Source organism: Leclercia sp. UBA7405 (assembly GCF_037152215.1).
Taxonomy (GTDB): Bacteria; Pseudomonadota; Gammaproteobacteria; order Enterobacterales; family Enterobacteriaceae; genus Enterobacter; species Enterobacter pneumoniae.
Genome location: NZ_JBBCMR010000003.1, coordinates 101799 through 115724 on the forward strand (window position 1 = coordinate 101799; position 13926 = coordinate 115724).

The 13926-nt window shown below is 55.4% G+C and carries 12 protein-coding genes; 4 read left to right on the forward strand and 8 right to left on the reverse strand.

Going from position 1 to position 13926, the window contains the following annotated elements; translation table 11 throughout:
- Positions 1–38: 38 nt before the first annotated feature.
- From thyA to rppH, 4 genes are all read right to left on the reverse strand, one after another.
- Complete coding sequence (thyA, locus tag WFN75_RS15730; RefSeq protein ID WP_040074203.1) at positions 39–833, reverse strand: thymidylate synthase; 795 nt, start codon at positions 831–833, stop codon at positions 39–41.
- Positions 834–839: 6 nt separating this feature from the next.
- Positions 840–1715, reverse strand: a complete 876-nt coding sequence (gene lgt / locus WFN75_RS15735; protein ID WP_040074202.1) for a prolipoprotein diacylglyceryl transferase — start codon at positions 1713–1715, stop codon at positions 840–842.
- A 174-nt stretch (positions 1716–1889) separates the two neighbouring features.
- The gene (gene ptsP / locus WFN75_RS15740; protein WP_046887085.1) at positions 1890–4136 is read right to left on the reverse strand and encodes a phosphoenolpyruvate--protein phosphotransferase; all 2247 of its coding nucleotides are present in this window, start codon (positions 4134–4136) and stop codon (positions 1890–1892) included.
- Between the two features lie 12 nt (positions 4137–4148).
- On the reverse strand, positions 4149–4679 hold the full coding sequence (gene rppH / locus WFN75_RS15745) for an RNA pyrophosphohydrolase (RefSeq protein ID WP_040074200.1): 531 nt from the start codon (positions 4677–4679) through the stop codon (positions 4149–4151).
- A 681-nt stretch (positions 4680–5360) separates the two neighbouring features.
- Between rppH and mutH the strand changes: the two genes are divergently transcribed.
- The 3 genes from mutH to WFN75_RS15760 all read left to right on the forward strand — a co-directional run bounded on the left by mutH (position 5361) and on the right by WFN75_RS15760 (position 7571).
- Positions 5361–6053, forward strand: a complete 693-nt coding sequence (mutH, locus tag WFN75_RS15750; RefSeq protein WP_040074199.1) for a DNA mismatch repair endonuclease MutH — start codon at positions 5361–5363, stop codon at positions 6051–6053.
- Positions 6054–6181: 128 nt separating this feature from the next.
- Positions 6182–6400, forward strand: coding sequence for a YgdI/YgdR family lipoprotein (locus WFN75_RS15755; protein WP_040074197.1), 219 nt, complete (start codon positions 6182–6184; stop codon positions 6398–6400).
- A 130-nt stretch (positions 6401–6530) separates the two neighbouring features.
- A complete protein-coding gene (locus WFN75_RS15760; RefSeq protein ID WP_046887087.1) occupies positions 6531–7571 on the forward strand; it encodes an NADP(H)-dependent aldo-keto reductase in 1041 nt (346 codons plus the stop codon).
- Between the two features lie 81 nt (positions 7572–7652).
- On the opposite strand, the gene lplT is transcribed toward WFN75_RS15760, so the two are convergent.
- Positions 7653–8846 (reverse strand): lysophospholipid transporter LplT, encoded by a 1194-nt coding sequence (gene lplT / locus WFN75_RS15765; RefSeq protein WP_040074195.1) that lies wholly within the window; start codon positions 8844–8846, stop codon positions 7653–7655.
- Positions 8839–10998 (reverse strand): bifunctional acyl-ACP--phospholipid O-acyltransferase/long-chain-fatty-acid--ACP ligase, encoded by a 2160-nt coding sequence (aas, locus tag WFN75_RS15770; RefSeq protein WP_336996466.1) that lies wholly within the window; start codon positions 10996–10998, stop codon positions 8839–8841. The genes lplT and aas overlap by 8 nt, the downstream gene beginning before the upstream one ends.
- A 622-nt stretch (positions 10999–11620) precedes the next feature.
- Here aas and galR point away from each other — a divergent pair.
- Positions 11621–12637, forward strand: coding sequence for an HTH-type transcriptional regulator GalR (gene galR / locus WFN75_RS15775; protein ID WP_040074193.1), 1017 nt, complete (start codon positions 11621–11623; stop codon positions 12635–12637).
- Here galR and WFN75_RS15780 read toward each other — a convergent pair.
- Positions 12598–13074 (reverse strand): GNAT family N-acetyltransferase, encoded by a 477-nt coding sequence (locus WFN75_RS15780; protein WP_286791467.1) that lies wholly within the window; start codon positions 13072–13074, stop codon positions 12598–12600. The two genes, galR and WFN75_RS15780, sit on opposite strands and share 40 nt — an antisense overlap.
- The gene (locus WFN75_RS15785; RefSeq protein ID WP_040074191.1) at positions 13071–13844 is read right to left on the reverse strand and encodes a GntR family transcriptional regulator; all 774 of its coding nucleotides are present in this window, start codon (positions 13842–13844) and stop codon (positions 13071–13073) included. The genes WFN75_RS15780 and WFN75_RS15785 overlap by 4 nt, the downstream gene beginning before the upstream one ends.
- Between the last annotated feature and the right edge of the window lie 82 nt (positions 13845–13926).

Consider the following 13926-nt stretch of genomic DNA (forward strand, 5'->3'; position numbering starts at 1 on the left):
CGGCGCCCTGGGGCACCGGTTGTGTCAGCATGACCGGGTTAGATCGCGACCGGCGCCTTGATGCCAGGGTGCGGGTCGTAGCCCTCGATTTCGAAGTCATCAAAACGATAATCGAAGATAGAGTCGGGCTTACGCTTGATCACCAGTTTCGGCAGGGCACGCGGTTCACGGGTGAGCTGCAGATGGGTCTGCTCCATATGGTTGCTGTACAGGTGGGTATCTCCCCCCGTCCAGACGAAGTCACCCACTTCCAGATCGCACTGCTGCGCCATCATATGTACCAGCAACGCATAGCTGGCGATGTTAAACGGCAGACCGAGGAACACATCGCAAGAACGCTGGTAGAGCTGGCAAGAGAGCTTACCGTCTGCCACATAGAACTGGAAGAAGGCGTGGCATGGCGCCAGCGCCATCTTATCTAGCTCGCCGACATTCCAGGCAGAAACGATGATCCGGCGCGAATCCGGGTCATTCTTCAGCTGGTTCATCACGGTGGTGATCTGGTCAATGTGACGGCCATCTGGCGTAGGCCAGGCGCGCCATTGCTTGCCGTATACCGGCCCCAGATCGCCGTTCTCGTCGGCCCATTCGTCCCAGATGGAGACATTGTTTTCATGCAGATACGCAACGTTAGTATCACCCTGCAGGAACCACAGCAGCTCATGGATAATCGAGCGCAAATGGCAACGCTTGGTGGTGACCAGCGGGAAGCCCTCTTGCAGATTGAAGCGCATCTGGTGGCCAAAAATGGAGAGCGTACCGGTGCCGGTGCGGTCGTTTTTCGGCGTGCCCTCATCGAGCACTTTTTGCATCAGGTCAAGATACTGTTTCATGAGACCTCAGGAAAGCTGTTGCTGTGGGCGACGACGATAAGCCCAAATCATCATGATAATACCCGCGACAATCATCGGGATGGAGAGAATCTGCCCCATGCTGATGTACTGCACCCACTCGCCGGTGAACTGCGCATCCGGTTGGCGGAAGAATTCCACGATAATGCGGAACGCCCCGTAACCTATCAGGAACAGACCCGACACGGCCCCCATTGGACGCGGTTTGCGGATAAAAATGTTCAGAATGATAAAAAGTACTATGCCTTCCAGCGCCATTTCATACAGCTGAGACATGTGTCGCGGCAGAACGCCGTAGGTATCGAAAATCGATTGCCATTCAGGATGCGAGGGCAGCAGCGCCATATCTTCCGCGCGGGAAGCCGGGAAGAGCATGGTGAAGGAGACGTTAGGATCGACACGTCCCCACAGCTCGCCGTTGATAAAGTTACCGAGACGACCTGCACCCAGGCCAAACGGGATCAGCGGCGCGATGAAATCTGACACCTGGAAGAAGTTACGTTTGGTGCGATAAGCGAAGATCACCATCACCAGAATGACGCCAATCAGGCCGCCGTGGAACGACATGCCGCCATCCCAGACGCGGAACAGATAGAGCGGATCGCTGAGGAACACCGGGAAGTTGTAAAACAGCACATAGCCGATACGTCCGCCGAGGAATACCCCGAGGAAGCCGGCATAGAGCAGATTTTCAACTTCGTTTTTGGTCCAGCCACTGCCGGGACGGGAGGCGCGACGGCCTGCCAGCCACATGGCAAAGATGAAACCAACCAGATACATCAGGCCGTACCAGTGAAGCGCAACGGGTCCAATTGAGAAAATGACCGGATCAAATTCCGGAAAATGCAGATAGCCACTATTCATCTGTCACCACAGGATCTTGTTATTCCGCCGAAAAGAGGTGGACAGCGGTAAAAATGCCGCCCGTGTTTATCGGGGGCTCCAGGGTTGCGAATCATAGCACAAGGGAGACGGCGACGCGGTGGTGAAGTTGTAAAAGATATGTATACCCTCTCGTCACCGGGAGGGTATCGCTTTTTAGCGCCCGCCGCGAATCAGGCCACCCATCCCACGGCGCTCCATGAAGGCCGCAACCTGATGACGTACCTCTGTCGCCAGTTGGGCTTCGAGACTGCGCTGGGCCAACTGCTGCGCGTCTTCATATTCAATATGGCGTAACAGGTATTTGACGCGCGCCACGGAACGCCCGTTCATGGAGAGGTGGCGGAAGCCCAGGCCGACCAGAATCGCTACGCACATGGAATCACCGGCCATTTCGCCGCAGAGCCGCAGGTCGAGACCCTGCTGTTCTGCTTCCCGGGCAATCATCGCCAGCGCACGCAGCATGGCCGGGTGCAGGCTGTCGTAGATACTCGCCACACGGGTATTGTTACGATCAACCGCCAGCATGTACTGCGTGAGATCGTTGGTGCCCACGGAGATAAAATCGACGCGAGAAGCCAGCTGGGGCAGCATGAACACCATTGAGGGTACTTCAAGCATCACCCCGATACGCGGTTTCGGGATCGCATAGCCGATCATCTCTTCCACTTCGCGCCCGGCACGTTCGATCAGGCGTTTCGCCTCGTCGATCTCGTCGATGCTGGTAACCATCGGCAGCAGAATACTGAGATTGCCGGTCGCGGCGTTGGCGCGTAGCATGGCCCGCACCTGGATCAGGAATATCTCGGGCTGATCGAGCGTAATCCGGATCCCGCGCCAGCCGAGGCAGGGATTCTCTTCGCTGATCGGCATATACGGGAGCTGCTTGTCCGCCCCCACATCAAGGGTACGCAGCGTGACAGGTTTATCATTGAACATCTGCAGCATGCCCTGATATTGCGCGACTTGCTCCTCTTCCGACGGGAAGCCGCTTTGCAACATAAAGGGGATTTCGGTGCGATAAAGTCCAATGCCGTCGATACGGCTACCCAGCTTTTCTTCATGCTCCGGGCTTAAGCCAGCGTTGAGCATGACTTTGATTCGCTCGCCGCTTTTCAGCGCAGCGGGCAAGTTAACATCGTCTTCTGCCAGACGACTCAGCTCATTCTCTTCAACAATAAGCTTTTGATATTCTTGCAGGACTACCGGTTCAGGATCGACCAGCAGTTCTCCGCGATAGCCATCCACCACCAGCGTACGGCGATGCAGTACTGAAGGCTGGATGTCTGCCCCCATGACCGTTGGGATCCCCAGCGCGCGCACCATGATGGCAGCATGCGAGTTAGCTGCCCCGTCGCGCACGACAATCCCGGCGAGGCGATCTTGCGGCAGCTCCGCCAGCGTAGTCGCTGACAGCTCATCGGCCACCAGCACAAAGCGTGCAGGCCAGGTATTGGGTCCCTGAATGGTGTCGTCAAGATGGAAGAGCAGGCGCTGACCCAACGTACGCAGATCCCCTGCCCGCTCTTTCAGATAGCCATCGGTCAGGGCCGCAAACTGCTCGGCAAATTTTTCAATGACCTTTTTGACCGCCCACTCGGCCACCGAGCCGTTATCCACCTCAGCAAAAAGCTCCCGACGCAGACGCGCATCTGACAGCAGGTGGGAGTAAAGATCGAAAATGGCGGCCGTCTCTTTCTGCGCACCGGCGGCAAAGCGTTTACTGTAGCGGCGAAACTCACTGGCTGCCTCTTCCAGCGCGCCGGTTAGTCGCTCTCGCTCAAGGGCGGTATCCAGCGTAGAGGCTTCGTAAACCTGCTCCATTAACGGCAGGGTTGCGTCCATCCAGCCTTCGGCGATAGCGACGCCCGGCGAAGCAGGCAGCGCGCGTATGCGCGTCTGGCGATATTGACCAAACAGCGCCGCGAGCTGGGACTGGGAGAGAATGGCTGCCATTTGCGTGGCCAGCGTAACGAGGAAAGACTCTTCACTTTCGTCGTACTGACGCAGTTCGCGCTGCTGAACGACCAGCACGCCAAGCAGCTGACGACGCTGAATAATGGGAACGCCCAGAAATGCCCGGAAGCGTTCTTCTTTTACGGAGGGGATATATTTAAAGCTGGGGTGTTTCTGCGCATCCGCCAGGTTGATAGGCTCAGCAAGGCGCCCAACCAACCCGACGATACCTTCATCAAATGCAAGCGCGACGGTACGGCCGCGTGGTTTTTTCAAACCTCGCGTGGCCATCAGATAATAACAACGCCGATCATGGTCGGCCAGGTAGACCGAACAGACCTCAGTTTCCATCGCAAGACAGATGTCAGTGACCAGAATATCCAGCGCCTCGTTGAGCCGTGGAGCGCTGGCCACCTTCTCGACTATTTCTCGCAGGCGGGTGAGCATAATGTGCGTAGCTTAACCTCTTTTACGTCGCCAGGCAGGTGCACTTTGCGGCTTAGGAGGGGCCTCCTGAAGCGTCATGACGGCACTTGCGAACTCTTTCATTACCCTGCGGTAAACGTCGCGTTTAAACGACACGACCTGACGGACAGGATACCAGTAGCTAACCCAGCGCCAACCGTCGAACTCCGGCGTGCTACTGCTTTGCATGTTGATATCTGCGTCGCTGCTCACCAGTTGCAGAAGAAACCATTTTTGTTTCTGGCCGATACATACCGGCTTTGTGTCCCAACGCACCAAACGTTTTGGTAATTTGTAACGCAACCAGTTGCGGGTCGAAGCAAGGATACGAACATCCTTCCGGCTTAAGCCAACTTCTTCGTACAGCTCCCGATACATCGCTTGCTCTGGGGTCTCTCCGGGGTTTATCCCACCCTGGGGAAATTGCCAGGAGTGCTGGCCATATCGGCGGGCCCACATCACCTGCCCCTGACGATTACAAATTACGATTCCGACATTCGGGCGGTAGCCATCGTCATCAATCACCGGACTACCTCAAACTAAACTTTATATAGAAATGATTGTTTCACACTCCAGTGAGGCGGTAAACCACTCTCTTTCAGCCCTGCGGCCTAATAACATTTGAATAACTCACAAATTTCATCTGAGTTATAAACAGATGACCGAGCCGAAAGACGATTTTATTCACTTTTTCTGTGGATAGAGTTGTGAAGAAGTATGGAATTACCGATGGACAACCCAGATTACTCTTAATGATACGTAAAAATGGCACCCAAACAAAAGCTTTAAATACAGGGTATTACCCTGTTAATTCACTGCATAACATCGGTTAATGTGATGCAGGTCACAGGCAAGATCATTGTATTGATGAAAGATCCACCAGCGTCGGTTTTATCCACAGATTGTGCCAATAAGTTAGGCACATTTTGTCTGATTTTTCGATTTTGACCATACGTCAAGGCTGTAAATGGAACCAGTAGTCAGGGTTATCACCACTTATCCCATTTTTCTGTGGATAACATGGTGTAAGATCCTGTTCATTGTCAGTGACCAGAATTGAACAACCTTTTCGTGCCAGAAAAATTTCGCCTAAAAAGGTTAAGAAAAGCGTTATAAATCATTGGTCTGTTTTCTTTATACAGAACGGGATAAACTCATTCTCGATCGTGTATAACAACTGCTCATTTTTTAACCAATAGGTTCGTTATGTTTTCCCTCGTACCGTTAAGCTCTCCACCTGACAGCGAAGCACAGTTAATGGCCCAGGCCCAGCGGCTGGCAGGCTACTCTTTAGGAGAGTTGGCGCGGCTTGCAGGTTTACCCATTCCGCAGGATCTGAAGCGTGATAAAGGCTGGATCGGTCTCTTGCTGGAGGTGTGGCTGGGTGCCAGCGCCGGCAGCAAGCCGGAGCAGGATTTTGCGGCGCTCGGGGTAGAGCTCAAAACCATCCCGGTGGATAGTCAGGGTAAACCGCTGGAGACGACCTTTGTCTGTGTGGCACCACTGACGGGGAATACCGGGATCACCTGGGAAACCAGCCACGTGAAGCATAAATTGAACCGCGTCCTGTGGGTGCCGGTTGAAGGGGATCGGGCTATTCCACTGGCAGAACGGCGAATCGGTTCGCCGCTGATCTGGAGCCCTGACGAAGAAGAAGATCGGCAACTGCGGCTGGACTGGGAAGAGTTGATGGATATGATTGTCCTTGGCCAGGTTGAGCGTATCACTGCGCGTCACGGAGAGGTGTTGCAATTGCGTCCTAAAGCCGCCAATAGCAAAGCCCTGACCGAGGCCATTGGTACACATGGCGAGCCCATTTTGACCCTTCCGCGCGGATTTTACCTGAAAAAGAATTTCACTGGCGCCTTGCTGGCCCGCCATTTTTTGTTGAAAACATAGTTTTTCATGGCCATTTTCGTTATATCGCCCGCAATATGAGTATTTTTAAGATTTTACTGCTTTCGGCTTCGTAACTTCTAAGTTATTACTACACTAAGAAGAGTTTGAGCCAGTTAAAGGGGGTGGATATGAAAAAATGGGCAGTGATCATTTCAGCTGTTGGTTTAGCGTTTGCCGTTTCTGGTTGCAGTAGCGATTACGTCATGGCGACAAAGGACGGTCGGATGATTTTGACTGACGGCAAACCCGAAGTCGACGATGATACCGGTCTGGTGAGCTACCGCGATCAGCAAGGAAATTCGATGCAGATTAACCGCGATGAAGTTTCACAAATTATTGAACGATAAAGATTAAGGTCAGCGCCCGCTGGCCTTTTTGATTTTTCTCTTCCCCTTTTGCTTCCCCTCTGCCATGTTTATATTCCTTTGTCGGGAGGTTCCTGACCCATCTTATAAGTCACTATAAAGGAAGCCGGCTATGCATTATCACCGTATCCCCCATAGCTCACTGGAAATCAGTCAACTGGGGTTGGGCACCATGACATTTGGTGAACAAAATAGCGAAGCCGATGCCCATGCTCAACTCGACTACGCCATCAGCCAGGGGATAAACCTGATTGATGTGGCAGAGATGTACCCGGTGCCGCCGCGCCCCGAGACTCAGGGCTTAACGGAAACCTATGTTGGCAACTGGCTGGCAAAGCATGGCAACCGTGAGAAGCTGGTCCTCGCCTCTAAAGTCAGCGGGCCGTCACGCAACAATGACAGTGGGATCCGCCCGAATCAGATCCTTGATCGCAAGAACATTCGCGAAGCGCTGGATGCCAGCCTGAAGCGTCTGCAGACCGATTACCTTGACCTCTATCAGGTACACTGGCCGCAGCGACCAACTAACTGTTTCGGCAAGCTGGGTTACAGCTGGGCCGACAGCGCGCCGGTGGTGACCCTGCTCGAAACCCTGGAAGCGCTGACCGAGTGCCAGCGCGCCGGAAAGATCCGTTATATCGGTGTCTCTAACGAAACCGCGTTTGGCGTGATGCGCTATCTGCACCTGGCCGATAAGCATGATCTGCCGCGTATCGTCACTATTCAGAACCCCTATAGCCTACTGAACCGCAGCTATGAAGTGGGTCTGGCGGAAGTGAGCCAGTATGAAGGGGTGGAACTGCTCGCCTACTCGTGTCTGGCCTTTGGCACCCTGACGGGTAAATACCTTAACGGCGCGAAACCTGCCGGGGCGCGTAATACCCTCTTTAGCCGCTTTACCCGCTACAGCGGCGAGCAGTCGCAAAAAGCGGTGGCGGCGTATGTCGATATCGCGAAACGCCACGGTCTGGATCCTGCCCAGATGGCGCTGGCCTTTGTTCGCCGCCAGCCGTTTGTTGCCAGCACCTTGCTGGGCGCAACCTCGCTGGAGCAGTTGAAAACCAACGTTGAAAGCCGGCATCTCGAACTGAGTGAAGAGGTGTTAGCCGAGATTGAAGCGGTGCATCAGGTTTATACCTACCCCGCCCCATAACAAAAGCAAAACGGCAACCCAGAGGTTGCCGTTTTCGTCTCTGCCCTCTCCCTTATGGAGAAGGCATCAGCCCGCACAGGTTTACCGCCGACGCTGCCACATCCACAGCGCCGCAATCGCCAGCGCAAATAACGCGCCAAAGCCCACACCGATACCCACCACCGGCACTCCCACCTTCACCGCCAGCGAATAAAGGCCCAGCATCAGCAGCATCGCGATATTTTCGCCCAGGTTTTGTACCGCAATCGCATTCCCCGCCCCTACGGTGTGCTTGCCGCGCTCCTGCAAGAGCGCATTGAGCGGCACCACAAAGAAACCGCCGAACATACCGATCAGCAGTAACAGCGCATAGGCGGGCAACAGCGCGTGTTGTAACGTGAAGAACAACACCGCCACACCGATGAGGATCCCCGCAGGCATACAGCGCGCCACTGTTTGCAGCGTCACCAGTTTGGCTGCCGCGCCAGCGCCCACCACAATCCCTACCGCAACCATCGCATTAAGATAGGTTGGCGTGGCGTTATCCGTGATGCCAAGCGCAACTGGCACCCACAGAACCAGCAGAAAGCGTAGCGTAACCCCGGCTCCCCAGAACATGCTGGTTCCCAGCAGCGAAAAACGGGTTTCACCGTTATGCCACAGTACGCGCACGGCATTAAAGAAGCTGGCCGTCATTGGCGTAAAGCGCCAGGATTGTCCCGGACGGGCAACCGGCAGGCGCGGAATAAAGAGGTTTGCCACCACCGCCCCGGCATAGACAACGGCACACACGCCCAGCGCCGCCAGCACGTGCCAGTCGGCCAGCACGCCTCCCGCCATCGATCCCAGCAGAATCGCGGCAATAGTGGAGGATTCCATTAAGCCGTTGGCTTTCACCAGCTTATCGCCGGTCGTCAGCTCTCCCAGAATGCCGTACTTAGCCGGCGAGTAAGCTGCCGCCCCCACGCCCACCAGCGTATAGCCAATAAAGGGATTAACGCCGAAACAGATGCTGGCTGCGCCTAGCAACTTCAGGCCGTTAGCGAACATCATCACTCTGCCTTTCGGGAAGCTGTCAGCCACCTGCCCGACAAAGGGGGCAAAAACGATGTAAGCACCCACAAACACCATCTGCAGGATCGGCTGACTCCAGTCCGGATAGAACTGCTCTTTTAGCAGCGCCAGGGTGGCAAACAGCAGCGCGTTATCGCCGAATGCAGAGAGGAACTGGGCGGCGGTCACCGCCATCATCCCTTTCGACCACAGGGAAGTGTTAGTGTGTACTGACTCACGCATGTGGTTGTTCCGCCTCTTCAACCATCCCTTTCAGGGTCACAAAATCGGGTTTCCCGCTGCCCAGCACCGGCAATTGTTTCAGGAAACGGATATCACGCGGTACCGCCAGCTCCGGAATGCCGTGCTCGCGAGCATGCTGCAGCAGTTGCTCGCGCCTAAGCTCGCTATCGGTCGTGAAAAGCACCAGCGCCTCACCTTTACTGGCATCGCTTTTTACGACAGTGGCATGAAGTTTATCGGCAGAGACAGAGAGAGCCAGCTGCTCAACCATCTCCAGCGACACCATCTCGCCGGCAATTTTGGCAAAGCGCTTCGCCCGGCCCTGGATTTGCACGTAGCCCTGTTCGTCAAAACGAACAATATCCCCGGTGTCGTACCAACCGGTCTCGACCTCGCCGTTCACGTTTTCTGCCGTCGGCGCTTCCAGTACGCCCGGGTTTTCAACCCGCAGATAACCGTTCATGACGTTCGGCCCTTTTAGCTGCAGCCGACCACCCTCTTCTATGCCCGGCACGGCCATCAGACGTGCATCCATACCCGGCAGAATACGCCCGACGGTGCCCGGCTTCGCGGCCATCGGCACATTAATCGACACGACGGGCGCACACTCGGTAACGCCGTAGCCTTCCAGAATGCGCAGGCCAAATTTATCCTGCCAAAGCTGGCGAGTGCTCTCCTGCAATTTTTCCGCCCCCGCCACTACGTAGCGAATCCGGTGGAAGTCGTACGGATTGGCGAAGCGAGCATAGTTACCCAGGAAGGTCGAGGTACCGAAAATCACCGTGCAGTTACGGTCATAGGTCAGCTCCGGCACAATGCGATAGTGCAACGGGCTCGGATAAAGGAACACTTCCGCACCGGTCAATAGTGGGGTAAAGAGCCCAACGGTCAGACCAAAAGAGTGGAACAGGGGCAGCGCAGACATAAAGCGGTCTTTTGCCGTAAAGTCGGCGATAGTTTTAATCTGCTCTACGTTTGCCAGCAGGCTTTTATGACTGTGCACCACGCCTTTTGGGTTGCCTTCAGAACCGGAGGTGAACAGGATAATCGCCGCATCTTCTGGCTGCTGTTTGACCTGCGCAAGACGCGGGGCCAGCAGGTGCGCAAAGATCCACAGCTTATCGCCGGTTGTGACATCGGCTTTTAAATCTTCCAGGAACACCCAGCGTACCTGCGTCAGCTGTTCCGGCAGATGCCAGAGCTTGCCTTTATCGAGGAACTGGCGTGAGGTAAAGATGGTTTTGATCTGGGCGGCGGTGATGGCGCTGGTAAGCCCTTTCACCCCGGAGGTGTAGTTCATCATCGCCGGGATACGCCCGCGTGAGACCGCCCCGAAAATCACCGCGGCGCAGATCCCTGCGTTCGGTAGCATCAGGCCAATTTTTTCGCCCTGCTGGCTATATTTATCCAGGATGCGGCCTACGAACAGGGTTTTGGTCAGCAGTTTGCGATAGGTATCCGGCGCGAAATTGATGTCTTCAATACAGTTCTTCTTCGCCCCATAACGATACTGGGCCGAGAGCAGTGATTCATACAGCGTTTCGCGCGGACGCACCGCCATGCGTGCTTCCATCATGATTTGGTGCAGCATCTCACCGGCAATTTTGCGGCGATCGCGGGCGCGGGGCGCTTCAGGCATCGGCAAATGAGTAGGCGGCAGAATATGCAGGCTAATACGCGGGAAAAGGCGCTGTTTCACCAGCCCTTTCAGACGGCTGAAATAGGTCAGCTCAGCCCCTTCAATACGCAGCGGTACCACGGTCGCCCCGGATTTAGCCGCCACAAACCCCGCGCCGTCATAAATTTTCATCAGCGAGCCGGTAATAGAGATGCGCCCTTCGGGGAAGATCACCACCGGGCGACCCTGCTCAATCAGACGCACCAGATGTTTAATCATCATCGGTTTGGTGGGGTCGAGCGGCACGAAGTCGATCACTTTGGTAAGCCAGCGCATGTACCACTGTTGGCTAACGGAGGTATAGACGGCAAACACGGGGCGCACCGGCAAAAACAGCGCCAGTAAAATACCATCAATAAATGAGACGTGGTTTGGTGTGATCAGTACGCGCTCGGCGCGAAGCGCCTGAGTATCGCCCGTGAGGCGGATGCGGAAAAGAATACGGAAGAGTGTGCGAAAAAACCCAAAAAGCATTTCAACTCCCTTTGCCCTGACAATGTATGGGATGACTATAAATTGTGGCAGATTACACGAGAAGTGCGGCAGGGGCGACAGCTATATCCGGACAAAAAAAAACCTGCGCATCTGCGCAGGTTGGTGCAAGAGATGAGTACGCAGTACGTACCAAGAATTCTCACCAATCAATACCTCTGGGATCTTGATTGTGGCTGTTGGGCACGGGCTTCGCCAGCGTGAAAACGCAAGCGAATGAGCCTAAGTGCAACCAGGTGTGAATATTTCCGCCGCCTGTTACATATTGAGTTACAAGCAAAAAAAAAACCTGCGTAAGAACGCAGGCTGGTGTAACGCGGTTCATCAACTGGCGTTGATTCCACCTATCAATACCTCTGGGATCCTGAATGTAGCAAGGGGGGCCGGACGCCAGCCAGCGAACAATCGCAACAGCCTGCGCCAAAGTGTAAGCAAAGATTCATAATCACACGCTCCTGAAACGCCTTGCCGTGTAACGATTACACTGTTTTCGGTGACAACTCCTGCTTTTGTGATCGCCACGATTTTCCCAGGCTTGAATAGACCTCGCTTTTCCGCAACACTGTTAGGTGTGTAAACGCTTACCCAATACTGAAGGTGTTAAATGGCGACAATTAAGGATGTGGCCCGGCTGGCTGGAGTATCTGTCGCCACTGTCTCGCGCGTTATCAATGACTCCCCGAAAGCCAGCGAGGCCTCTCGCCAGGCGGTACTGACGGCGATGGAGTCCCTCAACTATCACCCTAATGCCAATGCCCGCGCCCTTGCTCAGCAGTCTACCGACACCGTCGGTCTGGTGGTGGGCGATGTCTCCGATCCGTTCTTTGGTGCCATGGTGAAAGCCGTGGAACAGGTTGCCTACCAGACCGGTAATTTCCTGCTGATTGGCAACGGCTACCACAGCGAGCAAAAAGAGCGTCAGGCCATTGAACAACTCATTCGCCATCGCTGCGCGGCGCTGGTGGTGCACGCCAAAGTATTGCCCGATGAAGAGCTCATTCATTTGATGAAGCAGATTCCCGGCATGGTGATTATCAACCGCATTATCCCGGGCTATGAGAAGCGCTGCGTGGCGCTGGACGACCGTTACGGCGCCTGGCTCGCTACCCGCCACCTTATTCAACAAGGCCATACGCGCATCGGCTATCTCTGCTCTAACCATCAAATTTCAGACGCTGACGATCGTCTGCAAGGCTATTACGACGCGCTGCGTGAAAACGGCCTGCCCTGCAATGATCGGCTGGTCACGTACGGCGAGCCCGATGAGAGCGGCGGGGAGCAGGCGATGACCGAGCTGCTGGGACGCGGACGTAATTTTAGCGCGGTGGCCTGTTATAACGACTCAATGGCCGCCGGGGCGATGGGGGTGCTGAACGATAATGGCGTTGAGGTGCCGGGCGAGATCTCACTGATTGGTTTCGACGACATTTTAATATCGCGCTATGTGCGGCCAAGGCTGACCACCGTGCGCTATCCGATTGTTACCATGGCAACCCAGGCTGCAGAGCTGGCCCTTTCCCTTGCAGAGAAACGCCAGCCGCCAGAAATCACCCATGTCTTTAGCCCGACGCTGGTGCGCCGTCACTCCGTTACGCCACCCGCCGAGGCGGTGAGCGAATAACGGTAGAGGTGCACCGTTTTGTCCGGGTACTCCAGCCCATCGCCGATATACTGCCAGCCGTAACGTTCGTAAAAGTCACGGCAGGCAGACCAGAGATGCAGCTCGTGATACCCGGCCTCTGTCGCCCAACGTCGTACATAATCCTGTAGTTGTCCCGCCAGCCCTTGTCCGCGTGCGGCTTCATCCACATACAGCGCTGCCAGCCAGGGATAGAGATCCTGACGGCTAATCAGATCGCAGCGCCAGAGCCCCACCGTGCCAAGCAGACGCTCGCCGTCGGTGGCGATAAAGGTCAGCGGCAGTGCCCCGGGCGTTTGGCTGTGCTGGACGATACTGGCGAAGAACGCCTGCGGTAATCCCTCACCAAAGGCCTGCCACAACCACTGCGCGACCTGCCCCGCATGCTGGGGGGCGGCGTACAGAGGCTGAATAGTCATACCAGCTTGCCCTGGAAAAGGGGCACCGATTCAAACAGATAGCCGTCAAAATCCGGTGCGTCTTCGTCAGAAAGCTCCAGCAGGCTCTTTTTGACGTTTTCCAGATGCTGAAACATGGCCTGCCAGGCGCCCATCACGTCGCGGCGACGCAATGCCGCCAGGATCGTCTGCCGATCGCCGAGCCACTTCAGACGATAGGCGCGACTGGCAATATGCACATTAAATTGTTGCCACAGCGGACTGCTGTCCATGTGGTGCCAGACGCTTTCGACCGTTGCCAGCAGCATCTGGTTTTGCGTGGCGCCCGCCAGCACCAGGTGGAACATTTTATTGTTGTCCTGGCTATTATCGTTAGCCGCAATCGCACGCTGCTCCTGCTCAATGATCCGCCGCAGGTTGTCGATATCAGCGCGGGTGGCCATTTTAGCGGCGAAAGCGGCGATATTGCTTTCGAGTAACTGCCGGGCCTGCAGGATTTCAAACGGGCCGACGTCGCTATTGAGGAAACGCTCTTCTTCGTTTTCGTGCTCTTCCGGAATGCGCATCACATACACGCCAGACCCCTGGCGAATATCCACCGTCCCCTGTAGTTCAAGCATCAGTAGCGCTTCACGGACGATGGTACGGCTCACCCCGTAGGTTTCCGCGATATTACGCTCCGGCGGCAGGCGCGATCCCACGGGATAGTGCCCCTGGATGATCTGCAGGCGCAGATCCTCGCCAATCTCCTGGTACTGCTTCTTTTCCGCCGGGACGACAGCCTTATCCACGTTATCACCTGTACTCTTTGTTAATGCGTCGGCCGGGCATCCTCCCGGCCAGTTTGTGCGCTATGTTACCAGAACTGGCACG

What these genes read in the sequence shown, in the direction of transcription:
- mutH (WP_040074199.1), top strand. Translation starts at nt 5,361, where the DNA reads ATGTTTTCCCTCGTACCGTTAAGCTCTCCACCTGACAGCGAAGCACAG.
- aas (WP_336996466.1), bottom strand. Translation starts at nt 10,998, where the DNA reads ATGCTTTTTGGGTTTTTTCGCACACTCTTCCGTATTCTTTTCCGCATC.
- WFN75_RS15760 (WP_046887087.1), top strand. Translation starts at nt 6,531, where the DNA reads ATGCATTATCACCGTATCCCCCATAGCTCACTGGAAATCAGTCAACTG.
- WFN75_RS15780 (WP_286791467.1), bottom strand. Translation starts at nt 13,074, where the DNA reads ATGACTATTCAGCCTCTGTACGCCGCCCCCCAGCATGCGGGGCAGGTC.
- galR (WP_040074193.1), top strand. Translation starts at nt 11,621, where the DNA reads ATGGCGACAATTAAGGATGTGGCCCGGCTGGCTGGAGTATCTGTCGCC.
- WFN75_RS15755 (WP_040074197.1), top strand. Translation starts at nt 6,182, where the DNA reads ATGAAAAAATGGGCAGTGATCATTTCAGCTGTTGGTTTAGCGTTTGCC.
- thyA (WP_040074203.1), bottom strand. Translation starts at nt 833, where the DNA reads ATGAAACAGTATCTTGACCTGATGCAAAAAGTGCTCGATGAGGGCACG.
- lgt (WP_040074202.1), bottom strand. Translation starts at nt 1,715, where the DNA reads ATGAATAGTGGCTATCTGCATTTTCCGGAATTTGATCCGGTCATTTTC.
- lplT (WP_040074195.1), bottom strand. Translation starts at nt 8,846, where the DNA reads ATGCGTGAGTCAGTACACACTAACACTTCCCTGTGGTCGAAAGGGATG.
- ptsP (WP_046887085.1), bottom strand. Translation starts at nt 4,136, where the DNA reads ATGCTCACCCGCCTGCGAGAAATAGTCGAGAAGGTGGCCAGCGCTCCA.